Source organism: Acaryochloris sp. IP29b_bin.137, from assembly GCF_028285745.1.
Lineage (GTDB): Bacteria > Cyanobacteriota > Cyanobacteriia > Thermosynechococcales > Thermosynechococcaceae > Acaryochloris.
This window is the reverse complement of sequence record NZ_JANQOP010000253.1, coordinates 1-24,121: the sequence shown is the minus strand read 5'-3', so window position 1 is coordinate 24,121 and position 24,121 is coordinate 1. Positions and strand designations below refer to the sequence as shown.

At 48.9% G+C, this 24,121-nt stretch carries 18 protein-coding genes; 6 read left to right on the top strand and 12 right to left on the bottom strand.

From position 1 onward, the window contains the following. Nucleotides 1-111 precede the first annotated feature (111 nt). Entirely contained in the window at nt 112-1,428 is a 1,317-nt protein-coding gene (locus tag Q0991_RS17980; protein ID WP_299490907.1) for a M48 family metallopeptidase, read from the bottom strand. A 191-nt stretch (nt 1,429-1,619) separates the two neighbouring features. On the opposite strand from Q0991_RS17980, the gene Q0991_RS17975 reads away from it, so the two are divergent. After that, a complete protein-coding gene (locus tag Q0991_RS17975; protein ID WP_299490904.1) occupies nt 1,620-3,083 on the top strand; it encodes a cryptochrome/photolyase family protein in 1,464 nt (487 codons plus the stop codon). Between the two features lie 15 nt (nt 3,084-3,098). Here Q0991_RS17975 and Q0991_RS17970 read toward each other — a convergent pair whose 3' ends face one another. Continuing rightward, nucleotides 3,099-3,554 carry a hypothetical protein gene (locus tag Q0991_RS17970; protein WP_299490902.1) on the bottom strand — a complete coding sequence of 152 codons (456 nt, stop codon included), beginning with the start codon at nt 3,552-3,554 and terminating at the stop codon, nt 3,099-3,101. Nucleotides 3,555-3,732: 178 nt separating this feature from the next. On the opposite strand from Q0991_RS17970, the gene Q0991_RS17965 reads away from it, so the two are divergent. After that, nucleotides 3,733-4,887 carry a pentapeptide repeat-containing protein gene (locus Q0991_RS17965; RefSeq protein ID WP_299490900.1) on the top strand — a complete coding sequence of 385 codons (1,155 nt, stop codon included), beginning with the start codon at nt 3,733-3,735 and terminating at the stop codon, nt 4,885-4,887. Between the two features lie 32 nt (nt 4,888-4,919). On the opposite strand, the gene Q0991_RS17960 is transcribed toward Q0991_RS17965, so the two are convergent. The 5 genes from Q0991_RS17960 to egtC form a co-directional block, all read right to left on the bottom strand. Further along, complete coding sequence (locus tag Q0991_RS17960) at nt 4,920-5,849, bottom strand: J domain-containing protein (protein WP_299490898.1); 930 nt, start codon at nt 5,847-5,849, stop codon at nt 4,920-4,922. A 49-nt stretch (nt 5,850-5,898) separates the two neighbouring features. Beyond that, nucleotides 5,899-7,911, bottom strand: a complete 2,013-nt coding sequence (dnaK, locus tag Q0991_RS17955) for a molecular chaperone DnaK (RefSeq protein ID WP_299490896.1) — start codon at nt 7,909-7,911, stop codon at nt 5,899-5,901. Between the two features lie 246 nt (nt 7,912-8,157). Further along, on the bottom strand, nt 8,158-9,264 hold the full coding sequence (egtD, locus tag Q0991_RS17950; RefSeq protein ID WP_299490894.1) for an L-histidine N(alpha)-methyltransferase: 1,107 nt from the start codon (nt 9,262-9,264) through the stop codon (nt 8,158-8,160). Between the two features lie 93 nt (nt 9,265-9,357). Next, nucleotides 9,358-10,671, bottom strand: a complete 1,314-nt coding sequence (locus tag Q0991_RS17945; protein WP_299490891.1) for an SUMF1/EgtB/PvdO family nonheme iron enzyme — start codon at nt 10,669-10,671, stop codon at nt 9,358-9,360. Beyond that, entirely contained in the window at nt 10,661-11,473 is an 813-nt protein-coding gene (gene egtC, locus Q0991_RS17940) for an ergothioneine biosynthesis protein EgtC (RefSeq protein ID WP_299490889.1), read from the bottom strand. Before egtC ends, Q0991_RS17945 begins: the two co-directional genes overlap by 11 nt. Nucleotides 11,474-11,611: 138 nt before the next feature. On the opposite strand from egtC, the gene Q0991_RS17935 reads away from it, so the two are divergent. Beyond that, entirely contained in the window at nt 11,612-14,101 is a 2,490-nt protein-coding gene (locus Q0991_RS17935; protein ID WP_299490887.1) for a response regulator, read from the top strand. A gap of 19 nt (nt 14,102-14,120) precedes the next feature. Here Q0991_RS17935 and Q0991_RS17930 read toward each other — a convergent pair whose 3' ends face one another. Further along, entirely contained in the window at nt 14,121-16,949 is a 2,829-nt protein-coding gene (locus Q0991_RS17930; protein WP_299490884.1) for a DAHL domain-containing protein, read from the bottom strand. A gap of 552 nt (nt 16,950-17,501) precedes the next feature. On the opposite strand from Q0991_RS17930, the gene Q0991_RS17925 reads away from it, so the two are divergent. Both Q0991_RS17925 and Q0991_RS17920 read left to right on the top strand, forming a co-directional pair. Further along, nucleotides 17,502-18,158: a hypothetical protein gene (locus Q0991_RS17925; RefSeq protein WP_299490882.1), complete on the top strand. Its 657-nt coding sequence runs from the start codon at nt 17,502-17,504 to the stop codon at nt 18,156-18,158. Between the two features lie 127 nt (nt 18,159-18,285). Then, nucleotides 18,286-19,155 carry a pentapeptide repeat-containing protein gene (locus Q0991_RS17920; protein ID WP_299490880.1) on the top strand — a complete coding sequence of 290 codons (870 nt, stop codon included), beginning with the start codon at nt 18,286-18,288 and terminating at the stop codon, nt 19,153-19,155. Nucleotides 19,156-19,158: 3 nt separating this feature from the next. Here Q0991_RS17920 and Q0991_RS17915 read toward each other — a convergent pair whose 3' ends face one another. Next, nucleotides 19,159-19,785, bottom strand: a complete 627-nt coding sequence (locus tag Q0991_RS17915; protein ID WP_299490878.1) for a pentapeptide repeat-containing protein — start codon at nt 19,783-19,785, stop codon at nt 19,159-19,161. Between the two features lie 8 nt (nt 19,786-19,793). After that, the gene (locus Q0991_RS17910; protein WP_299490875.1) at nt 19,794-20,297 is read right to left on the bottom strand and encodes a hypothetical protein; all 504 of its coding nucleotides are present in this window, start codon (nt 20,295-20,297) and stop codon (nt 19,794-19,796) included. A 169-nt stretch (nt 20,298-20,466) separates the two neighbouring features. On the opposite strand from Q0991_RS17910, the gene Q0991_RS17905 reads away from it, so the two are divergent. Continuing rightward, nucleotides 20,467-21,255 carry a polysaccharide deacetylase family protein gene (locus Q0991_RS17905; protein ID WP_299490872.1) on the top strand — a complete coding sequence of 263 codons (789 nt, stop codon included), beginning with the start codon at nt 20,467-20,469 and terminating at the stop codon, nt 21,253-21,255. Nucleotides 21,256-21,411: 156 nt separating this feature from the next. On the opposite strand, the gene Q0991_RS17900 is transcribed toward Q0991_RS17905, so the two are convergent. After that, complete coding sequence (locus Q0991_RS17900) at nt 21,412-23,016, bottom strand: NCS2 family permease (protein WP_299490870.1); 1,605 nt, start codon at nt 23,014-23,016, stop codon at nt 21,412-21,414. Further along, a complete protein-coding gene (locus Q0991_RS17895; RefSeq protein ID WP_299490867.1) occupies nt 23,017-23,928 on the bottom strand; it encodes a metal-binding protein in 912 nt (303 codons plus the stop codon). Between the last annotated feature and the right edge of the window lie 193 nt (nt 23,929-24,121).

The following is a 24,121-nucleotide window of genomic DNA, read 5'->3' as shown; positions in this document are numbered from 1 at the left end:
TGATAGAGCCTGAATGCCGATATCTTTGCGGATCTTTGGCGGAAGCGTGGCGGCAATTGCAGGAGTTGAAATCATGCTTGAGGGTCAATTCAGGGGAGTGACAACAAGCCTTTAGGTTACCTTGATCGCTCCTGACACTGTTACCCGATTTTGATCCATGCCGGTTAGAGCAGCCCGTTTAATTTTTTCTTCTACGGTTAGTAGGTGTTCAGGTTTATGATTCAAACTGTTTAACCTGGTCAACATGAGTTGGCTACAGTCATGGTCATCGGACCAGTCTTTGGTTCCTTCCTGCTTCCAAAACTGATTGAGCTGTTCAGTTAAAGCTGTTAACTGATCGCCCAACAAAGCCATAGCATTCCTATCAGATGGGGATAATTCTCTAGGAACCACATACTCTAAAGCGTCTAGCCGATCTGATAAGCAAGGATGGGTCGATGAATTGCTAGTTTGCTGGGCAAGGCAAAGGGAGAACCAGCTTCGACGTTGCTCCAAGGACATCCCAGCGTCTAAAATCTGGAGCATTTGGGAAATAGCATCATCTTCTGGCTCAGTGTGATGCAGGACTCGACGGTAATAATCTGACCAATACTGCTTCTGCAACAACTGCGCATTCAAGTTCAGCCAAATGAGTGCTTCAGCTTTATGGTGAGCCCCCACGATCGACGCAGCCCGTCGATCGGCTTCATATTCTTGTGATCGAGCGTGAACGAAGGAATAGGCCCGAAAAAATGGTCCATACCAGCTAAAGAATCGCTGAAAAAGGAATCCTCCTCGACTAGTGTGTTCAAAGCGTTCTGCTAACTCATACCAAGTCCGTCGAATCCGATAAATCCATGCTGATGCTCGACCATCATCCCCACACAGATGAGCCAGTTCATGGGCTAAAACTGCTTTGCATTGTGGAGGGGATAGCGCTTGTAGTAACGGTAAACCAATCAATAGATAGTTTCTTTGCCAGCCAATAAAGCCATATCGGGGCCGCTGCACAATCGCTGCATTCAGTTCCTCATTCAGAATAACGTTATCTAGTCTTGGAGCTTTCATGGCCAACGCTAGCTCATCCAGCATGGCAAATAATTGAGGAACCTGCGATCTCGTTAGGGCGATTCCCTTTGGCTGCTCGAAATGGATAAAAAACAGACTCAACAGACCGAAAGTAACTAAAGCAGTCACTAGATTGAGTGATTCAATCATTTGTTGGTCTTGGATAGATGTTAAATACAGTCGAATTCCCCATAATCCGGTAAACAAAAGGATGAATACAGCCAAGATATAGGCATAGCCCAAACAAGCCAATAGTCGTAAACGACTGCGGTAAAACTCTGGGTTCTGTTTGGCTATAGTTTCAACCTGTTGGACTAAAGCATCGAACTCCTCTGGGGTAGAGACTGTTTTGAACGGCAACTGCTTAATCCACCGTTTCATAGCCATATTTCTCTGCGCGTTCTCTATCCCAATGTATGCCCTGTAACAGAGTTGTGTCAGGTCAGACTCGATATTCTGGGCGCAAAGATTACATATTTCCTTGCTTGGTGAATGCCATCGAAGGGCGAGTTTATAACGGAATTTGTATGATAGGAAGCTGTGATCAATGACCCAAGCAGAAAACGAGACTCATGGAGTCAACACTGATATATCCCCACCAGCTCTACGCTAATCATCCCGCTCTCTCGTCAAGCCGGAGGGTTCTATTGATAGAAGAACCGCTGTTCTTTCGTCAATATCCCTTTCATAAAAAGAAAATTATTCTGCATCGGGCTTCAATGAAAAGCTATGCCGACCAGCTCCAAAATCAAGGGTTGGCCGTTCAATATTTAGAGAGCCATAAACTCGAACATTCCGCCACTGTTTTCGACCTCCTGAACCACCAAGGCCTCCGCTGTGCCCATATCTGTGAAGTAACCGATGACTGGCTAGAACAACGTATAACCCAGGCTGCACAAAAATTTGACATACAGCTATTCTGGTACCCCACCCCAAATTTCTTAACCCCAACGTCTGACCTAGAAGCCCTTCTGCCTGTCCAGAAATCCTTGCGAATGAATTCCTTTTATATCAAACAGCGTCAGCGGTTAGGGATTTTACTGGATGGAGAAGGACCTATTGGAGGCAAGTGGAGTTTTGATACGGACAATCGCAAGCGCCTGCCTAAGACGATTCAACGTCCCGAGATTCAATGGCCGACGCCCGATGCCTACGCAGAGGAAGCGGTTTCCTATACCCAACAACACTTTCAGGATAATCCAGGGTGTAGTCATTCCTTTGAGTTTCCCATTGATCACGACAGTGCTCGTCAATTTCTCCATCAGTTTCTTGAAATTCGGATTGATCAGCATGGTGCCTACCAAGATGCTATCGATGCTGAACAGTCCTGCTTGTTCCACTCAGTTTTAACCCCTGCTTTGAATATCGGCTTATTGCGTCCAGACGAAATTGTCCAAGCAACATTGGATCGGCATCAGGATCAACCCATTCCCCTGAATTCTCTAGAAGGATTTATTCGGCAAATTATTGGCTGGCGAGAATATGTAAGAGGCGTCTATCTTTTGAAAGGACGTGTCCAGCGGACGATTATTTTTTTTGGACACTATCGCCCGATACCTGAACAATCCTGGGGGTCAAAGACGGGTATCTTCCCCTTTGATACAGCGATACAGCGAGTACTGGATAGTGGCTATGCCAACCATATCGAGCGATTAATGGTGTTTAGTAACTTATTCTTGCTCTGCGAGTTCGACCCCGATCAGGTTTACCGCTGGTTTTCATCCTTATTTATCGATGCCTTTGATTGGGTGATGGTTCCCAATGTTTACGGGATGGGCCAGTATGCCGATGGTGGTCTGATGATTACCAAACCCTATGTCAGCTCATCCAACTACCTACGCAAAATGAGCTACTACAAATCGGGAGACTGGAGTACCCTTTGGGACGGCCTGTATTGGCGCTTTATGCATCAACACCGGGCTTTATTTGAGCGTAATCCCCGCACTCGCATGACCGTTAGCCATCTGGATCGGATGGGCAAGGAAAAGCTAGACCAGCATTTACAGGTCTCTGAGACGTTTTTAGAGCGTTTGTAGCCCAAAAGCTGGCAATCAGCAATGGGCAGCAATTTGGTCTGCAGGTTGACGGGGTGGATAGGTCAAAGCGGCCAACATTAACATCAGTAGGTCGAAGATCAGCTTCAAACTATAGAGGGTGACGTTTTTGAGAACGACTAGTCCCCCCATAAAGAGGAGTTTCAGTAGGACCACCCCAGAACGGGAAACTGAGGAGCTTTTGGCGGTAATCAGTTGACCCGGCAAGTATAGAAAGACAGAGAACGCCAGTAAATTAACCAATAAAATGCCGATAAGCACATAGCTGCCAATACCAGCTAAAAGGGAGCCTTTTTGCACCGCAGGCAATAGCTTCTCCAACGCAGATAACGCTCCAAGCATACTAAGGGGGGCTAACCAGTGAGGTAGGTGAATCCCCTGGGTGAATTGCTTGAGCAAATGGAATCCATTAGTCAAAACAGCTGTCAAGAATTCATTGTTCGGGTCTGGCATGGCTTCATTTTGCTCTCAGATCTTGTGGACATACTACACACGATATTGAAGTTGTCAATACTATTGCTGCCCAAACAGTGATTTGATCCCCATTTTTTGCTCTTGGTAACAGAAATGCGGCGGAAAAGATTTTTGAGAGTTATTTTAGTGGAGGAGTTAGGGGATTTTGGAGTAGAGCATGGCGAATCGAGAGCATCTAAACCGATTGAGTCAAGGGGTTAAGACCTGGAATCAGTGGAGAGATGCCAACCCGAATATTCGTCCTGATTTGCAACTGGCGAGTTTAAATGGCAAAGACTTATGCAAGGTGAATCTCAGTCGAGCGGACCTCAGCGGTGCAGATCTCAGTGGAACGGAGCTGAGACATGCTCACTTAATCGGGGCTAATCTCAGTCGAGCCTTTATGCGATGGGCAGACCTTTCCAGAGCCACCCTGAGGGGGGCCTATTTATGGGGAGCCGATTTGAGCGGGACAACCCTTGAGCAGGTTGATCTCAGCTATGCCAAACTGCGCGGCGCTACGATGCGCTGGGCTGATCTGAGCTTTGCGCGCCTCACTCAAGCAAATTTGAGAGGCGCAACCCTCAGTGGTGCCACATTGTGCCGTTCTATTCTCAAAAAAGCGGATTGTAGCTGGACCGAACTCCGCTGGGCCGATATGCGCGGCGCTAATCTGCATGAAGCCGATTTGCGGTGGACTGATCTTCGAGGCGCTGATTTACGACATTCGTTGTTGGATGGTGCGATCGCACTCTCGTCTGACTTCACTGGGGCGACGTTTACGGGGGCCTGCATCGAGAATTGGAAAATCAGTGATGAAACAAAACTGGATGAGGTGGATTGCGCTTACATTTACCTGAAAGCGGCTCAACGAGACCGACATCCTCTGGCAGGTGACTTTATCTCAGGCGAATTTAGAAACCTTGTGCAACGTCCTTTAGCGACCATCGACTTGATTTTTGTCGATGGCATTGATTGGTTGGCCTTTGTCGCTGCCTTTCAATCCCTATGCACTGAGTTCAAGCAAGATGAGATCAATCTTCAGGCGATTGAGAAGAAAGATAGAGGGGTCTTTACCGTGCGATTGGAAGTGCCAATTGATGCGAACAGTGAGGCAATAGAATCTCAAATTAAGCAATACTACAGTGCCCAGCTCAAAGCGATTGAGAGACGGTATAAGTCTCAACTCAATGCCACGGATGTAGAGTTAAAAATCTATCGCCAGCGGAATGCCAATCTTAAGGAAATGACGAAGTTACTGGCAGTTCGGCCTTTGAAAGTCAGAAAGATGGCGTCCCGGCAACACCGAACAAATCTGCAAGTCACTTCTTAAAGGAAAACTAGACGTATTGATTGAGAAGACTATCAAATAGGCAGATTGGCTCGAGGTTTATAGGTTTCTATTTGGCGAATTCGTTCGTAGAGTTCCCGCTCTTGGGGACTAATATTTTTGGGAGACTCAATGCGAATTTCGACCAGCTGATCGCCTCGCTTCCCGCCGTTGGAAGGATAGCCTTTACCCCCTAAGCGAAGCCGCTGCCCTGAACGGACCCCAGGTGGAATGGTGACATTGACCCAGCCATCCAGGGTGGGGGCCTCAATTTGTCCCCCTAGAATGGCTTCTGCGCAGGTAATGGGGAGTTCACAAACAATATCATTGCCCTCTAAGCGATAGAAGGCATGGGGGGACACCTCAATTTTGAGGTACAGATCGCCTCCAGCGGTTCCTTGGCCTTTTAAGCGAATTCGTTGGCCCGAAACCATCCCCGTGGGCATCGTCACTTCCAACGACCGACCATCTTCAAGCCGGATTCGTTCCCGCCCACCGGTATAGGCCTTTTCGAGAGGCAACGTCAGGCGAGCTTCCGCATCCCGCCGCCCCCCGCGAGGGGTTTTAACTTTAGGTCCCTTTTGTTTATTTTTACTCTGGGGTCGTTCTAAGAGCTGATCTAAAAATTCCTGAAAGTCAGCAAACTCACTAAAATCGACTTTGTCTGTTGCAAAGGGGTTGGTTTGTCCCCCCCATTTTTTAGTTGCTTGGGGTCGACTGGTTTTCTGAAACCCTTGTTGTTGCCAGTATTGGCCAAATTGATCATATTGAGATCGCTTCTCCGCATCGGACAGGACATCATAGGCTTCGCCAATAATCTTGAACTGCTCTTCAGCCGCCTTGTCCCCCGGATTGAGATCAGGATGATACTGCCGCGCTAATTTTCGATAGGACCGCTTAATTTCTTCGGTCGATGCATCTTTGGGCACCTTGAGAATGTCGTAATAATTACGGAAGTTTTGCATCAACCTGTCAAGCGTCCAGCTCGTCTAATTCGCAACGATATCGTTGAGTTTACCAATCATCATCATCCCAGTCTTCCCAAAAATCACTGTCCATTCGACTGGGAGAACGGCGAGGCGGTGGGTCATTGGTCGAAGAACGCCCGGTGACAAACTCAACCCCTTTATTGACGCCTTTGGACACCGCATCACTAATCGAGGACATCGACGGCAAGGGAAATAGTTCCTCTTCGTCATCGTAATATTCCTGATTGACGCGATTCACCTCTTGGTTCAACTCATATAGGGCATCTTGGAGGTTGGCATAGTCTAAATCGATCTGACGATCCTGATCACGGTTAATGCTGTCCTGTAAGTCTCGAGACAGGGTTTCTACCCGTCGTCTCATAGTACTGGCAAATTGAGGGCCAAAATCTAAGGTGATTTCTCGGAGTTTGCGATCGCACTGGCTAATCAAATCCTGACCACGGTTGCGCTTATCGATCTGCTCTCGGCGCAAGCGATCCTTATCCGCAAACTGCTCTGCCTCCTGTAGCATCCGATTCACTTCCGAATCCGAGAGATTCGCTGCGCCCTGGACCGTAATGGTTTGTTCCCGCCCGGTATATTTATCCATCGCCGTCACCTGCAAAATGCCGTTGGCATCAATGTCAAAAGCCACCTGGATTTGAGGAACGCCTCGAGGAGCAGGGGGAATGCCCCGCAACTGAAACTTGCCCAGAGACTTATTGTTATTCGCTAACTGCCGCTCCCCTTGCAAGACATGGACTTCGACTTGATTTTGGTTATCTTGGGCCGTGGAGAAAACATCGGAACGCCGAACTGGAATCGTGGTGTTGCGGGGAATCAACGTCTTCATAACACCGCCAATTGTTTCCAAGCCAAAAGACAGGGGGGTGACATCCAGCAAGAAAATATCTTGTAAATCGCCTGCCGTTATCCCCGCTTGAATCGCAGCACCGACGGCCACCACCTCATCGGGATTGACATTTTGATTGGGACGCTTATTGATCATTTGAGCAATCAAGGTCTGGACCATGGGAATCCGCGTCGACCCCCCCACCAGCACCACCTCATCAATATCAATAGACCGCAAATTACTGTCTCGCAAAGCCCTCTCTACCGGGGCTTGTAAGCGTTGGGCCAAATCTGCACATAGATTCTCAAACTTTCCCCGACTGAGCACAATATCCATGTGCTTGGGGCCTTCTTCCGTGGCGGTAATAAAGGGCAGGCTAATATTGGTCTCTGGCAACCCCGAGAGTTCGATCTTAGCCTTTTCAGCGGCTTCTGTTAACCGCTGCAGCGATTGGGGTTCACGACGCAAATCAATATTCTCTTGCTCTAGAAACCGCTCGGCTAACCAATCGACAATCACCCGGTCAAAATCGGTGCCCCCCAATTGAGTATCTCCACTTGTGGCCCGCACTTCAAAGACTGAATCGCCAACATCCAGAATCGAGACATCAAAGGTGCCACCACCCAGATCAACCACCATCACGGTTTGGCTATACTGATTGTCCAATCCATAGGCAAGGGAGGCGGCAGTAGGCTCATTAATAATGCGCTTCACTTCTAAACCTGCAATCCGACCTGCATCCCGAGTGGCCTGCCGCTGAGCATCATTAAAGTAGGCGGGTACGGTAATCACTGCCCCGGTCACCGGTTCACCTAAAAAACGACTCGCCTCATCCGCCAGTTTGCGCAGGATCATGGCCGAAATCTCTTCGGGGGCAAACTCTCGTTCTAAGGCAGGGCATTTGATTTTGATATTATCGGCTTGGTCACGGCGGATGGTGTAGGGAACCCGCTTCGAAAAGGGAGACAATTCGCTATATTTGCGTCCCATATACCGCTTAAAGGCGTAGAAGGTATTTTGGGGATTCAAAACGGACTGCCTGCGGGCAAGCTGACCAATCAGGCGTTCCCCTTCTTTGCCAAAAGCAACCACCGAAGGGGTTGTTCGGCTTCCCTCCGTATTGGCGATCACCACTGGCTTGCCCCCTTCCATCACAGCAACTACGGAATTCGTAGTGCCTAGGTCAATGCCGACAATTCTGCCCATGAACTCTGTTTCTCCTATCGCCAGCCGTTGCGATCTGCTTAGTAAACGGTTGAATTAAATATTTTATCTTGCTGGATGGATTCTATTCTGTGATGGGTCAACAGCCCCTGTAGAGAAGGGAAGATCTAGATCAGACTGCCCCGCCCAGCTTTGAGATCAGGCACTGTCCAGGACTTGGGCATTTATCCGATCCATTCTTGTTCTACAGAATAACTCAAAAGCCTTCTACCTGGGGGATTTCGTTTATTAGAGATTAAGCGCTGGCTCCGCCCGACATTGGCATAGAATCAGGCCGAACCAGGCCCTTGGATCTGTCCAGGTTTTCAAGGGGTGCAAAAACTTGGCCGTGGCGCTAGATGGAACTGAACGCCCTTGAACCTCCGGGGGATTGCGGACCTGCAGTTGCTGGGTGAGCAGGTCCAAATCAAATTTGCGAGAAATCTCTGTGCGGATGGATTCTCCCCTTGAGATCGCAATCGAAAAATCCAAGGCTGATAGGGTAACCTGCTGAGTCTGGAGGCAGTCTAAATGCATCTCGATCTGATGCTCGTCTGAGTTGTAGAAAGCTCTATGCTGAAAATTCTCTACCTGAAAATCCCCTTGAAATTTCCAATTCAGATGTTGAAGCATATTGAGATTAAAGGCAGCCGTCACCCCTTGACTATCGTTGTAGGCTGCTTCGAGTTGCTGAGTGGATTTGTGCAAGTCTACCCCTAGGAGGAAGTATTCTCCCGGCTGTAGGGCATGGGTTAACTGGCTAAAAAAGTGCTCACACTCCTGAGGGCTCAAATTCCCTAAGGTACTCCCCAGGAAGCAAACCATGCGAGTGGGGAGCTGAGGAGGGGATAAGGATGCCAAGGCCGCTTCGTAGGGACCGACATATCCGTGAATATGGAGGTTGGTATAATCCTGAAGCAATGTCAGGGCGCTCTGCTTCAGAATGCCGCCACTCACATCAATGGGGCAATACCAGAACGGTCGACCAAGGGATGCATAGGCATCCAGTAATAAGCGCGTTTTGGTTGAACTCCCACTCCCCAACTCAACCAGCTCGCAGGGACCGGTAGCGTTGGCAATATCCATTGCATGGGTGGCGAGAATGGCCGCTTCGGTGCGGGTGGGATAATATTCTGGTAAGTCACAGATCTGCTCGAATAGCTGTGATCCACGATCATCATAAAAGTACTGGGCGGGAAGGGTTTTGGGAATTTGAGATAGTCCCTGAACAACATCCAGTCCTTTTGAGATGTCGGTTTGGGGGAGGGCCAGCTGAGTCAACTGTAAGCGGGAAACCAGTTCTGGGGGAAAGGGGGTGGAGAGAGGAGGGGTTTCTGTATACACAGACTCAGACATAGATAGAGGAGCTCCGGTGCGTAAGGTTAGAAGTGGACTATCGCCTAGGTTCCCACCTACTGTAAACCATCCCCATCCATCCCATGGTGAGGGTTATCCGTACGCGCAGCGAAACCCGGCAAAATGACTGCGGATCCTAGGTTCATACCAGTTGCGAAAGGTGCTGCGCAAGACAGGAGGGTGGGTGGCCCAACTGCCCCCTTTCAGCACTCGATGGCGATGATCAAAATAGGCCATGGAATAGCCTTGATAGGGGTAGGGCTCAAAGTCTGGATAAGGGTGGAACCAAGTATCGGTCCATTCCCAGACATTGCCTAACAGGTCATAACAGCCATAGGCACTCTGACCTTGAGGATAATGACCGACAGGAGTGGTTCCCCCATTTAGGCCGCCGTAATTGCACTCCTCAACGGTGGGGGCCTGGTCACCCCAAGGGTACGTTCGTTTAGGGGTTGAGGTAGGGGCGTTTAGCGATTTGGGTTGCCAACAGGCGGCTTTCTCCCATTCGGCTTCTGTGGGTAATCGTTTGCCCACAAACTGGGTAAACGCCTCTGCTTCATACCAGCTGACCCCACAGACCGGTAAAGAATCTCCGTCCGTTTCCACCCAGTGAGCGGGCTGACAAACAGAATGGTCTTGTAACCATCGCCATCCGGCTGCCGACCAAAATTGGCGATTTTGATAGCCTCCAGCATCGATAAAACGCTGAAATTGGCGTTGGGTCACAGGATAGGGATCGATCCAAAAGGGGGGAACCTCCACCCGATGGGATGTTTGTTCATTGTCTAGCGCATCAAGCCCCTCACTGCCCAGCAGAAACGGCCCCCCCTCGACGTAGATCATGTCCTTAGGCGGTGAACCCGGTTCAGCCGGAGGATGCGGTTTTCCCCTCGTTCGCAAAGCAGGGGTCGTTAATTCTCCCTCATCGCCACGCTGCTGCTGATGGAGCTGCAACACCCAAATGATGGTTTCGCAATGTTGACTCTCATGCTGAACCAGCCAGTACCACAGCCAAGCACGCGATTCAAGGGGCGCAACTTGTAAATAGTCCCAAACTTGATCTCGAATCTGATCTAAGTAATCACAGATGGTGGCAAAAGAAGGTAGATTTTGCCGCTCCGCTTTGGGCAGGCCATCTGCGGCGAATAAACGACGATATTCTGGGAATTGGGGGGGATATCCAGCTTCTTTTTCTAATAACCAAAGACCTTCGGTATAGCCAATATGCCCCAAATGCCATCCCACGGGACTGAAATCGGCATCAGCTTGTCGGCAAAAAATCTCTGCATTAACCCCTTCAAATAAGCGTAAGGTGTGGGTTCGGGAGGTGGTTAAGTGTTGCCAAATCGTTTCCTGCAACGGTTGGCGAGCCGTACTTGGGAAGCGCTTAGCTAAGTTAGAGGGCATGAATTTCCACGGTTTGCTTCGTATCGACGGTCAATAGGCTATTGGCGGGAATCGATTGCCAATGTCCGCCAAATTGCGATCGCATCTGCTTATCTGCATCCAGGGGCTCTGACACCACCAATACACCCGTTTCAGGCCAACTGACATCTAACCAGTACAGCGAAGGTGGTGGGTCTGGATAAGCGAATCGAGAAGCAATCATAGATTGACCATCGCTCAGGATGACATTTAAGCTAACGCGAATATTGTAAGACGTGGCCCACCCTTTTATCCGATTCAAGGTTTGAGCGATTGCCTCCACCAGGGTCAACTGCAAATTCTGGGCGAGGGCCTCGAATATCAAAGCCAGGATATGTTCCGAGTCGGTGGTTCCTTCAATCGCTTGATAGCGGTCATCCCCCAGGCTGTCTCGCATGGGTCGGTAGAGGGTCTGGCGGAAATTCTCGATAAAACCGTTGTGAATACCGAGCAACTTCCGATCTCGAAACGGTTGACAGTTGCTGAGTTGTAAACCTTGGCCAATGGTGGCGCTGCGGATATAGGCTAAGAAAGTCCCCGCCGTAATGTAACGACTCAAGTCCGCAACATTTGGATCATTCCAAATGGGCAGCGTATTGCGATAGCAATAGGGGGACTGTTCAGGGGAGGTCCCATACCATCCCAAACCAAATCCATCGGCGTTGATCAGCCCTGCGGTCATCTCTTTGGGTTGATAACTTTGGGCAACGAGGGAATGTTGAGGGTGGATTAAGTAAGTTTCTAAAGCAACGGGTTGGCCCAAATAACCCAACAAACGACACATAGGAGAGGCGATCCATATTCATCAGTGAATACTGTAACAAGCCGATGGTCAGTCTAAAATTGAGCGTGTCATAATGGCGGTCTAGGTCCAGCCTCACTCCCCAGAAACGGGCTGTTCAGCAACGTTTGGCTTTGATTTATGTCGCAAGAGCCTTCTGAGACCCCCCATGCGTTTGTTCCGCTGGAGCAAATCAATTGTTTCTCTGCCTTTATAGACCAAACGATCGATTTGTTTGTGGCTTACGATCAAGGCCATCATATCGTCGCCATCAATGAAACCGGCTGCCAACGGTTCGGTCTACCCCTTCAACACCTGATCGGCCAAACCAATCAAGCGCTGTTGGGGGAGCAAGCGGAAATGATCGATCCCTTTATTGCAGCAGCTTTTGAGTCTCAAGAGCGCGTTTTTATTGAACAAGAGCTGGTCTTTATCGGCCAAAGTTACTACTACGACACCATCTACTCTCCCCAAGCAGATAAAAATTCTGGTCAACTTCTGGTCTACGGAATCTATCGAGATATTACGGGTAAAAAACATCTGCAACAGAAACGGGAAGCGCTGCTCAAACTGCAAACCCTGCAAATTGAAGAGCGATTTCGCACCTCCTTTAACAATGCTGCGATCGCAAAAGCCATCGTCGCTTTAGATGGATCCTGGCTCCAGGTTAATCCGGCCCTCTGTCAATTGCTGGGTTTCGACCCACCCAAATTATTGAAGTTACGCATTGAGGATCTGACCCATCCAGACGATCGCCACCTTGATCAGCCGCAAATTCAGGAACTCTTAATGGGGCAAACCCCTAGCTATCATATTGAAAAGCGATTTCTCCATCGATTGGGGCATCCCCTGACAGTCCTCTTGAGCGTGGCCCTCGTTCATAACTCTCAGGGAAAGCCCTCCTATTTTATTGCTGAGATGCAAGATATTTCCCAACGCAAACAGGCGGAGGCGGCGTTGTACCTCCAACTTCAGAAAACGCTGCAGTTACAGACAGCCCTGCAAGCCAAGAACCAGGCATTGCAAGAAAGCAGCCAAGCCGCTCAAGCCGCCAACCAGGCTAAAAGCGAGTTTTTGGCCATGATTAGCCATGAAATTCGCACTCCCATGAATGCCGTTATTGGCATGACTGATTTGTTAATGGAGACACCGCTCAACCCCCACCAACAGGACTTTGTGGAGACGATTCGCACGAGTGGTGAATCCCTACTAAATATCATTAACGATATTCTTGATTTCTCGAAGATAGAGTCCGGGAAGCTGGAGCTAGAACTCCATCCGTTCCTGATCTCTGCCTGTGTAGAAGAGGCGTTGGATATTGTGAATTCCAAAGCCACTGCCAAGGGGCTCGAACTAGCATATTTTATTGAGCCCAAAACTCCGATTTATATTCAGGGAGATGCCCATCGATTGCGTCAAATCCTGGTCAATCTGCTCGGGAATGCCGTCAAGTTTACGGCTACCGGAGAGGTGATTGTGACGGTCTCTGCCCGGGATGTGGTGACGACTGAGCTGCCATCTGCTGCCCCTTTGCACCTGCATGAGCTGCTATTTGCCGTCAAGGACACTGGAATTGGCATTGCCCCAAGCCACCAGCAACAATTATTTCAATCTTTTTGCCAACTAGACTCATCCATTACCCGCCAGTATGGCGGCACAGGATTGGGCCTAGCGATTTGCAGGCAACTCTGCGAACTGATGGGAGGAACCATTTGGGTGGAAAGTCAGGTTGGCCTCGGGTCCACGTTCTTCTTCACCCTTGCGGCCTCCGCAGTGCCAGGCGTGGCAGAGCATCGAGGGGTTGAACCCCAATTTCAGCACAAGACTGTTTTAATCGTGGAGGACAATGTCAGTAGCGGCCAGATCCTTGCCCAACAGGTCCAGGCTTGGGGATTGGTGCCCAGCTTAGTCACGTCAGGATGGGAGGCTATTCAGTTAGTTCGAGGGCAGTCATTTGATGTTGCGATCGCAGATTTGCAGCTCCCCGACATGTCGAGTCAAATCTTACTCTCGGAATTAGCCCAGAATCATGCTCAGACACCCCTCCCAGTAATTGGTTTAAGTGCCATTGGTGAAAGTGCCAGTGTCTGGCAAGATTCTCCACCCCTATCCTCTTCCCTCAGTAAACCCGTCAAACCGTTCCGACTCCACCAAGCTTTACTCAAGGCGCTATCGGATCATCGCTCGAATACGGCCCATCCTCCAAACCCTATTCAACCCCCATCCCCCTCCTTTTCCGGCCTAAACATTCTGGTTGCAGAAGACAACATTATCAATCAAAAAGTCATCCTTAGATTGTTAGATCGCTTGGGCTATCAGGCAGATTTGGTAACCAATGGCTTAGCGGTGCTGGCAGCCCTCCGTCAACGCTCCTATGATCTGGTGCTGATGGATGTGCAAATGCCAGAGATGGATGGCATCACCACGGCTCAGCACATCTGTGAAGCGTGGGAAAAACCGGATCGCCCCCACATCGTTGCCATGACGGCCAATACGATGCAGGGCGATCGTGAGATGTATTTAGCCGCAGGCATGGATGACTATATTGCGAAACCGGTTCGTCTGAAAGGATTGGGGCAAGTATTGTCTAAATTCTCCCAGGATAGCCCGCCAGACTTAAACCAGAGCTAATTCCCCAGAACCCACGGGCTTATTTGACTTTCCGCATGGCTTGATATCGATCGAGAGCAGCCTTTAGATCTTCACTCCGAATGGGCTTACTGACGTAGTCATGCATCCCAGCCTCCAGGCATTTTTCCCGGTCCCCTTGCATGGCATTTGCAGTCAAGGCAATAATATGGGGCTGAGATTCAGGCGGCCAGGCCGCCTGAATATTACGGGCCGCCGTCAGTCCATCCATTTCTGGCATTTGTAAATCCATCAACACTACCTCATATGGCTGACGGTGTAAGGCTTCTAAAACCTCTACGCCATTATTAGCAATATCTGCTTCGTAGCCCATTTGCTTGAGGATAAGGAGAGCGACTTTTTGATTAACCACTACATCTTCTGCCAGCAAAATTCGCAGGGATTGAGGGTTGGGATCCGGTGGCGCAGGAATCGACTCAGAGGATGTTACCACCTGACCGGTGGGTTGGGTCACCGCTCTGACAAGGATCTCACCTAATTGCATTTCTTGAATAGGTTTATTCAAGATGGCAAAGAAGTTATGTTTATCGGTTGAGGTTGAGATGGCTTCTACGCCCAAGGAACTGAGCATAATCAATGGTAAATCTTGGCAGGCCTCAAGCTGATGGATATGCTGGGCAAGGGTAAGACCATCCATTTGGGGCATTTGCATATCAATCACCGCCACATCAAACTCAGGATCTTGCTGTAAATGTTCGATGGCAGCTAGTCCTCCCGGTTCTGCCTGCGGGTGCATGCCCCAAACCTCTGCGAGTAAGGTCAGGATTTTGCGATTCGTCCGGTTATCATCCACAATCAGAATCCGTTTTCCCTGGAGCTTGTCTAACACTCGATGAGGCGAACCATCGAGATCAGCGGCCACCTGGGTTGAGATGGTGAAAAAGAACGTTGACCCGACCCCAGCTTCACTCTCTACCCAGATACGCCCTCCCATCAGCTCACACAATCGTTGACAGATCGCCAGGCCCAGGCCCGTTCCACCATATTTACGAGTGGTGGACGCATCCACCTGGCTAAAGGACTTGAATAAGCGCGCCATTCGATCTTGGGGAATCCCGATTCCCGTATCTCGGACAGAGAATTGGAGAAGGAGCGCAGGGGAAGGCGCTGGGTTCAGATTCTCTGCATCGAGGGTGACCGATTGAGTGACATTCCTAACATGAACAATCACTTCTCCAGACTCGGTGAACTTGACTGCATTGGAGAGGAGATTCACTAGGACTTGGCGAAGCCGTGTCACATCCCCAATGATTCCACCGGAAATCTCTGGTTCAGCCAAATAGGCTAACTCTAGCCCTTTCTCAAAAGCCCTGGGAGCCACTAACTTGAGGGCGTCTTCAATACAGGTCTTTAAATGGAAGGGCTGCTCTTCGATGTCGAGTTTTCCTGCTTCAATTTTGGAGAAATCAAGAATATCATTGATCAGACACAACAGTGCCTCTCCACTACTGCGAATTGTATCGACAAAATCCTGCTGCTGAGGGGTGAGGGATGTATGGCTGAGTAAACTGGTCATCCCAATCACAGCATTCATCGGAGTCCGTAGTTCATGGCTCATATTGGCCAAAAACTCCCCTTTGACTTGGCTGGCTTGGTCAGCCGCATCTTTCGCTGCTTGTAATTCAGTATTGGTGTGTTTGAGATTGATCTCAGCCTGTTTGCGACTCGTAACATCCTGGAAAAACAGAGACAGTCCATCCACACTGGGGAAAATACGCACCTCAAACCATATCTGCTGGGGAGAATAGAACGCTTCGAAGGACTGCTTCACCTGATTCTGGAGCGCTGTTTGATAAATCTGCTGATGTTTACCCCCTAACTCCTCCGGGAAGATCTGCCAAAAATCCTGATTAAGGAGATTATGAGCCTCTCGCTGAAGAATCTCAGTTGCCTGGGGGTTAATGTAGCTGACCTGCCATTGGGGCGTCAGGGCAATAAAGGCGTCCGTTAGACTGCTGAGAATGCCCGATAAGCGTTGTCGGGACTGTTGTTGCTCCTTTATCAAACATTGTTGACGTATAATCACTAGATAGGCAATACCACTCACCATGACGAGCAGCAAGCCAATACTGAGAAGGCGATAGATCTCAGCCGTTTTCACAGCGGCGTGATAGTGTTTGGTGTAAGTCTGTTCTAAGCTACCAATGGCTTGTGCCGTCGGTAAATTCAGAATGCTGCGGGTGAGTTTATCGACCTCCGGTTTGTAGTCCAGAATAATGCGAGTATGGGCAACGGCTAGCTGAATACGGTTAGAGGCTTGATCTGGGTTGTCGGGACTTCGCGCCAACCGATTGATCTGATGCTCGATTTGCGGCACTAACGCTTCATCCATTGACAGACTATAGAGCAGCACGTTGTCCAGCATCGCCTGTAATTGGGACGTAGTGATTGGGGATAGGCTCCGGTCATCTAGGCGAACTTCCTTCACCAACTCAGGCAAGTAAGTTAATGAGTTCTTTAGAACAGCATTGTTCGATTTAAAGGCTTCCAGCAGTTCTTCTTTGTGGCGAAAGAGGCTCTGATTGTGCTGTAACTGTTGTCGCAATATCTGCTGATTCTCAATATAGCGAGGGATTTGCTCTAACTTCCTTTGTAAGCTGAGTTGTTTTGACAGAGAGCGGACCAACGGATCGTAGGAAGAGAGCAGGGCATAGCGGGATTTGAGAACACCTTGATTCAGGGTTGCATCGGTAATGAACTGTTCGGCGATCAAGGTGCGATAGTGTTGATGAACTTGGCTATCTACCGATAAGCTCTGCGCCACCAACCCACTAAAGAGGATCAGGACAAGGCTCCCGCCCAAGAGCCGCTGAAATTTCTGATTACTCATAAATCGACCTCATTGAGTTCACCCCTCAGGGATGGAACAACGGTTTTCCAAAAACAATTTTTTCCAAATCGGATAAAAGTCGTCAGGGAATCGTTGCAAGCGGCTGATCACCTGCACTGCTCGCCATCAACCCCCATTGAGCAAATCCAGAGGGACGAGGCTGGGGGCAATCGCCGGGTCAACAGGATTGTCAAGAAAAAAAAGATAATCCCCAACCAATGACGTTCTCTATAAGGTCTGCCCATGCCTTCTCCCCCTGGCACTGAGATTGATTTGATGATCGATGCAAGCTCTTTTGTTCCTGAAAACTCTTTTATACCTGCCAAAAAAGATGCTCGAAATAATCCTGCAGGTCTTGAACCTACACGCCTATAGTTTGCCCCAAAAAATGCGGCCTATTCCTATCCAGGCCATAAAGATTGTAGAGTCAGGATTACATCTAAGTTTTATCGTCCAAAAAGTATTTTTATACCGGGAATAAAGGCTTTTGGAGCTAATATTTTTCTAAAGGGAATGTTCAGAGATGGACTCTATTTCCCGTATCTGATATCGATGAAAATCTGGCTGCTTATTGTCTACCCGCAAAGATTTTTTCGGCAACTGTTTGATCATCCCCTTAACCTCTGGGTTTCCCTAGGAATTGCTCTGTGTGCAAACTGGCTGCGATGGATCGCTTTGGGGGTCTGGACTCGCAATCTATTACCGATTATCCCCACCGATATATGGCCGTCTATCAGTACTTCTCCAGGAGAGACTCAATATTGGATTGGCAGTATACTCATCGGCTTGGTTGGCTGGCCATTCCTGAGCTGGGGGATATATGGGGGGATCATTCAATTGCTCACGGGTCGTCAATGGCGGGCTTGGCAGCTTGTCGGTTGGACCCTGTGGCCCCTTATCCTTGTGGGATTAATGATGGTGGGGGCAGCTTGGCTATGGCCAGCAACCGGATCGGTGATTCCCTTTGCTCAATTTGTAATGTATCGACCGGAAGAGTCCTTGCTGAACCAATATTTGACTTGGCTGAACCTCTATCGTCAAGCCTTGAGCGGACAGATCTTTCTACACCTGCTCTTTTGGGCCGTCTTGGCAGGCAGCCTGTGGTCCCTGTGGTTACTTTATTGGGGCGTTAAGTCCCTTGCACCTCAGAAAGCTGTCCTAACGACCAGCATTTTGACGCTTTGGGTATTGATTTGGCGCGTTCTGTGAATAGGCAATTTTTCAAATCAATCGGTTTACACCTTTGCCCCTTCGTATTTTGTAACCTTGCCCCAATCACAGTACAGTAAGTAAGGAATAAATACCTATTAAGACCGTTTTAATTTGGGTGGATGACATGAAACAGTTGAATAAAAGCAGCCTTGTGATCGGAACCGCCCTAGCGTCCGCTTATATTGCTTTATTTCCCCTGGGGGCTAACAGCAACAGTGCTCAGACCCCCAACCCCGAGCATCTTCAGCAGCTTCAGGCCACAAACCGTTGCGAAAGCTGCGACTTAAGGGGAGCTAACTTGCAAGATCTAAATCTCAAGGGGGCTAACTTGCAGGGCGCTAACCTTCAAGGGGCTAATTTGCAAGGGGCTAATTTGGATGATGCCAATCTAGACAGTGCTAATCTACAGTCTGCCAATCTCAGCAAAGCGACTCTCCGACGGGCCAGCTTAACCACCACCCTCAAGCAAGCCACCAATTTGCAAGATGCCAATTTAACCCAGGCTACTTTAGTTAAAGCCAAACTCAAAGGTGCCGATCTGCGCCGCGCCAACCTATCGGAAGCAACCTTAGAAGATGCTGATTTTAGCGTGGCTGTGGTAGAAACGGCCCAAGGCAATCGTCATGTCTACTTTAGTGACTTGAGAGAAGCCAATTTCAAGAAAAGCAACCTTAAGAACGCCACCCTTAACCAAGTCTATTTAACCAACGCTAACCTCAGCGAAGCGAACCTAAGAGGTGCAAAGTTAAAGCAAGCCCAACTAAAGTACACCAACCTCAATGGGGCTAAGCTCAATCATGCGGATCTCCGCAAAGCCTCTTTAGAAAGCGTTAATCTTAGCGAAGCTGACCTGAGTAGTGCCCATCTCGGCAAAATTGCCATGAAAGATGTCAACTTACGGGATGCTAACCTCAGCAATGCTGATTTAAGCGGGGCTAAACTCTGTCAGATGGATATCCCCGCTTCACTTCAAGCCTTGGCTACCTGCCAATAAGCCTTACTGGGGAATGCCATCCGGGAGGGTGGCCCCTGTGAGGTCTGCGTCATTCAGTTGAATCCCCTTCAGATTCGCACCCCTCAAATCAGCTTCCTTGAGGTTTGCGCCTGAAAGGTCAGCATTCTCAAGGTTAGCGCCTCGTAAATCTGCCGAGAACAAATTCGCTCCATTCAGTTTTGCGCCTTTCAGATTGGCTGACCCTAGGTTCACCCCTTGGAGTTTGGCTTCTTGCAGTTTTGCACCTTTCAGATTGGCTGACATCATGCGACTACTGCGCAAATCAGCACCCACCAAGTTAGCACCTCGCAGGTCCGCTTTACTCAAATCCGTCACGCTTAAATTAGTCGTCTGCAGATTGGCATCAGACATCCGAGCCTGGATAAGCTTGGCTCCCGTGAGGTTGGACGCGTTAAGGTTGACATTCTCTAAGTTTGAGAAAATCAAATTCGCCCCTTGCAAGTTGGTGACGCTAAGATCCATGCCGCCGAAATTGGCTCGGGACAGATCACAGCGTATACACCGACGGGTATTGAGCAACTCTTGAGTATGTTCGGGTAATTCAGCCTGGGCGGGCAGTGCGATCGCAGCTAAGCCAAAGGCTAGGATTACTGGTTTGTAGTTCATCATTGTGATCTTTAATCCCCTAACTTTTCAGGTTTATCTTCGATAAAGCCCCTCGCCGGTCCCAGGTCCCAGCGCTTGCGACTCTTCGCCACCGTGACCCAATAATTGAAGCGATCTCGGACGGTACCAAAGGAATAGACTAAGCAAGTCTGGGTTGGACAATAAAAGGAAAAGACTCCTTTCTTTTGCGTGGTGGTGGTTTTGTAGCCTTTCTTATCCGTAATTTGAGGCAAGAACTGCTGATCGAGTTGGGTAAATAAGGTCCAAGCCTCGACGGGCTTCTCTAGGGTCAGCCGAGCCCTTGTCAAGTTCACCTGCGCTTGGCGGAGTTCAGCGGTTAACTTGGTGGCTAACTCATTGCAATCATTTTGGGGATAGCAGGGAATATAGTGAATGACATTGTCTTCGAGAGGGGCTTCACTATCTTGAAATACTGCATACTGATAGCCAGCCACCCGACCAGCTGCTTGAGCGGGAGCAGCAAACGCTAAAGCACCTAAACAGATACTTGTCATTACATAGTGTGGTTTCATCTTCATAGAATGAATATTTTGTTAATGATATGTTTACTTTCCGTAATCTTTATCTTTCCAGCTTTTGGAGTTCCTGTCACGATGCTGGGGAAAAATTTCCCCAAAAGGCTAGTCTAAGAAGCATAATGCGTCTGCCCTAAAGCGGTTGTCTATGTCTAAATTCCGATGCTTGCGCCGTTACTGGCTGTTGATCGCTGTCGTCACAATCTCTGGATCGGTGATCGCTGGAATAAGCATTCTATGGATGCAGCCTCGCTGGGTGATTAAGCCGTTAGCATCATCTATTTGTCCAAATGCGATTTTTTACATCCCCACCAATGAGCCAGTGATTGCCCTCACGATTGATGATGGGCCTGATGATCAGCGGACAGGTAACCACAACACGACTGCCAGAATTTTGGATGTTTTATTCACTCACCAGGCAAAAGCAACTTTCTTTCTGATTAGCAGCAGAATTTCGCCCCATAACCAGGCATTAGTCGTCCAAATGGTGCGGCAAGGCCATGAATTAGGGAATCATCTTGTGGCTGATGTTCCCAGTATTAACCTCAGTTTGTCTGACTTCAAAGTTGCCTTAGATCAGGCTGAGCAAGAAATTTTAGCAGCAGCAGAACATAAAACGTCGATTCGATGGATGCGTCCAGGTAGCGGTCGCTGTAATTTAGAGATGGCTCAAATTGCCCAAGAACAGGGCTATAAAATTGCCTTAGGAGAGATATGGCCCTACGACACAACGATCCCTTCTTCAACGTTTGCTACACAGCACATTCTGGCAAATGTGCGGCCGGGTAGTATTATTGTGCTTCATGATTATGGCCCCAAGGGTGTATGGGGCGATCGCACCCTCGATACGCTATCCCAAGTGCTGCCGGAACTCAATCGTCGGGGATATCGGGTAGTTACCTTAACGGAGCTGGCAGAAATTTCTGGAAGAAAATAAGCGACGGCTTGAAGACTCGCAGGTCCCAAACTGTAGGCCAATGGCTTGTGGGGAAGAATTCTCTACCGGAGCAACGGATTTTTCAGGAGCAACCCCGCGGATATATCCAAACTTGAAGCATCAACCTCGCTGGATCAAAACAACACCAAAGTTAAGTTACATCTCCTGATTGTGCTTGTTTCGTTTATGTAGCCAAGCTGCAAATAAAAATAGAACGGCCAGCAACGTGTAACTCACAGCCCAGTCCGTTCCAGTTCCCCAACCTAAGTTCACCACCGTATCTGTCGGAGTCCAGGCAAAGCTGTGAATTAATCCAACCCAAGCTAAAATCGCAGCTCCTAAAGCCCAAAGGGCCGCTAGCCCAAACCGCTGCTCAATAATATAAACCGTGATAGCAGCTAGAATCATTGCTAGCAAAATAACCCCTTGCTCTAGAGCAAATGCCCCCTCAATAAACGTATCGCTCAATTTAAAATTCGCGACCAAAACGTCTGGTTGAAAGGGTTGCTCAGGCGTACCCACTCCGACAGCACGCATACTATTTTTAGCCACCAACGCCCCCCATGCAGCAATTCCGGGCATTAATCCAACAACAACAGCTGGCGCGTGAGCTTTGGGCGTTGCTGTAAAACTCTGGGCCACAATCACAATACCAATCCAAAGCACAATTGCCATACCGGCATCAATAGGGACCCAATATGTGATTACTCCTAATGTGCCACTCAAGCATAAAATACCCATGACCAAGCCATTGAGCCAAGAATACCCAACCCGAGCCCCCATATCTTTCCACCCCGGATGACCAATATAGATCGTAGTTGGGAAACAAGAACCACAAACTGCTGCCACCAGCGTTCCCATACCATTAGCCGCTAAGCAAGGAGCCGTTGGATACCGATCCCCTGCAGCCTCCGCGCTCTCCAGGTTTTGCAAACTACCAACCAAATTAAATAAACCCATCGGCAATATGATGCTGAAATATTTACTCAGCACCCCACCTTGTGCCCAAATTGCTCCAATCCACAACTTAGGAATATAAACGCCTAAGGGTTGAATGGCCTGGTCAAATAACGCTGCATCCCACTGAACCAATCCCGTCAGCCAAGACAACCCCACCCCCAGCAAGACTGACAGCAAACCACCAGGGAGACCAAAATCAACTTGACCAAAATAGGTCAGCAAAATCACCCCCAGCGGCACCAAACCAACAACCGGATTCGCGAAGGTACGCAGCAAGAACCCAATCGCAATAAACGTTAATGCAATCCCCCCTAAGGTTGACAGCATCGCAGCCCGAGGCGCTACTTGTCTAAGTCTATTGCCGACCCAAGCACCTGCTAATTCAATCAAACCAGAACCCAAACAAGCCACTAACCCAGCTTGCCAAGCCATCTCAGCGGCTTGTGGAGAAGTCATGCCCGACGCCTGTGCATCCAGCTTGACGGGTAGCATGACCAAAAATACATAGGCAAACAGACTAACAGTATTGATGCCATACGGTAATGCCGTTAAGTCATCTCGCTGCTCCCTCTGTCCCTGTCGATAAGCCAGCCAGCTGTAGTAGACATTCCCTAAAATCAAACTCAGGGCAACCCCTGGCAAGATTCGACCATATATCAACTCAGCTTCAAACTCAAGTACACCTTGGCACAGACCAACAATCAATAGGATCTGGACAATATTATCAATCGCTAATCCAAAAAAACCATCGATATCTTTACGGACAAACCAACTGGGTACTGCACGAGTTGGTTCAGCCATTTAATCATTCTCCCGACTCAACATTGCCTTCATCATGGCACCCTGGCTAACCCTTTGATAAATCATTCGTAAACAATCACTGACCAGAGGATCTTCACTCGCCCCACCGACAGAAGGCAATTGTAAGGGACCTAACACATCTAAAACGGTTTCATTTGTGGGGGGAGGGGCAATCACTACCAAAGACGGATCCAACTGTTGATCGTATCGCCAAAAGTCAGGTTTAACCTTGGTCACCGCAGATTGAGGAGCATCCGCCCCTCTCAACTCAGCATTTTCATCTTCAGACCCCTGACTTCGCATCTGTCGCAAGTCTTCGACGATACTTTGCTTTGTCCGTCCTCGCAACTGCATCAGAATAAAAGGATCTTGACTGAAATAATCGCCCAATAGGTAATACACAGCCCCAATATGCTTACAAGGATTAACGGGATCAGGGCATGAGCAGCGACTGTGAATATCAAACTTACTAAAAGGGAATAGGCTTAGACCACTAGCAGTAAAAGCCTCCTCAATGTTTTGGGGCATTTCTCCAGCTAATAGTTTCGCAGCAAAGATGGCTCGTTGAGACATCTCTTCAACAACAAACCCCCACTGTTCATCCGTAAACGAGTCAAGGGCTAACGACACTTTATAAGGCTGTTCCGCAGTCCCTTGCACTTGTGCAAAGACCTTAGGCCCATTGAATTCTAGCTTCAACACTCGTCCTTCCCGAACATAGTTGCGAGCCCGTTCTAACCTTCGACGCCAACCAAAAGATTCCAACACATCCACCCATCGCTGAGCCCACCATTCCCGTTTACCTGGAGCATTAGCATCGTCAGCTTGGCCTTCTGTCGATTTTCGCAATGAGACCAATTGGGGTCGCAAAGGGCGATCACTCCGTGATGCTTGAGAAGTATGTTCAGACATAGGGCTGATACCCACCAACGTCATTCAGTTTGAGAACAGGCTTTATTCCACACAAAAAAGTAGACCCTCTCATCAAAGAGGGTCTACTTCAAATATTAACCTGGCACCGAGCTATTTTTCCAGGGGGCTACCCCCCAAGTATCTTCGCCGCTACAGCGTTTCACAACCGAGTTCGGGATGGGTCGGAGTGGGT

Coding starts and splice junctions, on each gene's coding strand:
- Q0991_RS17945 (WP_299490891.1), bottom strand. CDS start 10,671: ATGCCCTCTAACTTAGCTAAGCGCTTCCCAAGTACGGCTCGCCAACCG.
- Q0991_RS17970 (WP_299490902.1), bottom strand. CDS start 3,554: ATGCCAGACCCGAACAATGAATTCTTGACAGCTGTTTTGACTAATGGA.
- Q0991_RS17975 (WP_299490904.1), top strand. CDS start 1,620: ATGGAGTCAACACTGATATATCCCCACCAGCTCTACGCTAATCATCCC.
- Q0991_RS17935 (WP_299490887.1), top strand. CDS start 11,612: ATGTCGCAAGAGCCTTCTGAGACCCCCCATGCGTTTGTTCCGCTGGAG.
- Q0991_RS17980 (WP_299490907.1), bottom strand. CDS start 1,428: ATGAAACGGTGGATTAAGCAGTTGCCGTTCAAAACAGTCTCTACCCCA.
- Q0991_RS17910 (WP_299490875.1), bottom strand. CDS start 20,297: ATGACAAGTATCTGTTTAGGTGCTTTAGCGTTTGCTGCTCCCGCTCAA.
- Q0991_RS17925 (WP_299490882.1), top strand. CDS start 17,502: ATGAAAATCTGGCTGCTTATTGTCTACCCGCAAAGATTTTTTCGGCAA.
- Q0991_RS17965 (WP_299490900.1), top strand. CDS start 3,733: ATGGCGAATCGAGAGCATCTAAACCGATTGAGTCAAGGGGTTAAGACC.
- Q0991_RS17930 (WP_299490884.1), bottom strand. CDS start 16,949: ATGAGTAATCAGAAATTTCAGCGGCTCTTGGGCGGGAGCCTTGTCCTG.
- Q0991_RS17900 (WP_299490870.1), bottom strand. CDS start 23,016: ATGGCTGAACCAACTCGTGCAGTACCCAGTTGGTTTGTCCGTAAAGAT.
- Q0991_RS17915 (WP_299490878.1), bottom strand. CDS start 19,785: ATGATGAACTACAAACCAGTAATCCTAGCCTTTGGCTTAGCTGCGATC.
- Q0991_RS17895 (WP_299490867.1), bottom strand. CDS start 23,928: ATGTCTGAACATACTTCTCAAGCATCACGGAGTGATCGCCCTTTGCGA.
- dnaK (WP_299490896.1), bottom strand. CDS start 7,911: ATGGGCAGAATTGTCGGCATTGACCTAGGCACTACGAATTCCGTAGTT.
- Q0991_RS17905 (WP_299490872.1), top strand. CDS start 20,467: ATGTCTAAATTCCGATGCTTGCGCCGTTACTGGCTGTTGATCGCTGTC.
- Q0991_RS17960 (WP_299490898.1), bottom strand. CDS start 5,849: ATGCAAAACTTCCGTAATTATTACGACATTCTCAAGGTGCCCAAAGAT.
- egtC (WP_299490889.1), bottom strand. CDS start 11,473: ATGTGTCGTTTGTTGGGTTATTTGGGCCAACCCGTTGCTTTAGAAACT.
- Q0991_RS17920 (WP_299490880.1), top strand. CDS start 18,286: ATGAAACAGTTGAATAAAAGCAGCCTTGTGATCGGAACCGCCCTAGCG.
- egtD (WP_299490894.1), bottom strand. CDS start 9,264: ATGTCTGAGTCTGTGTATACAGAAACCCCTCCTCTCTCCACCCCCTTT.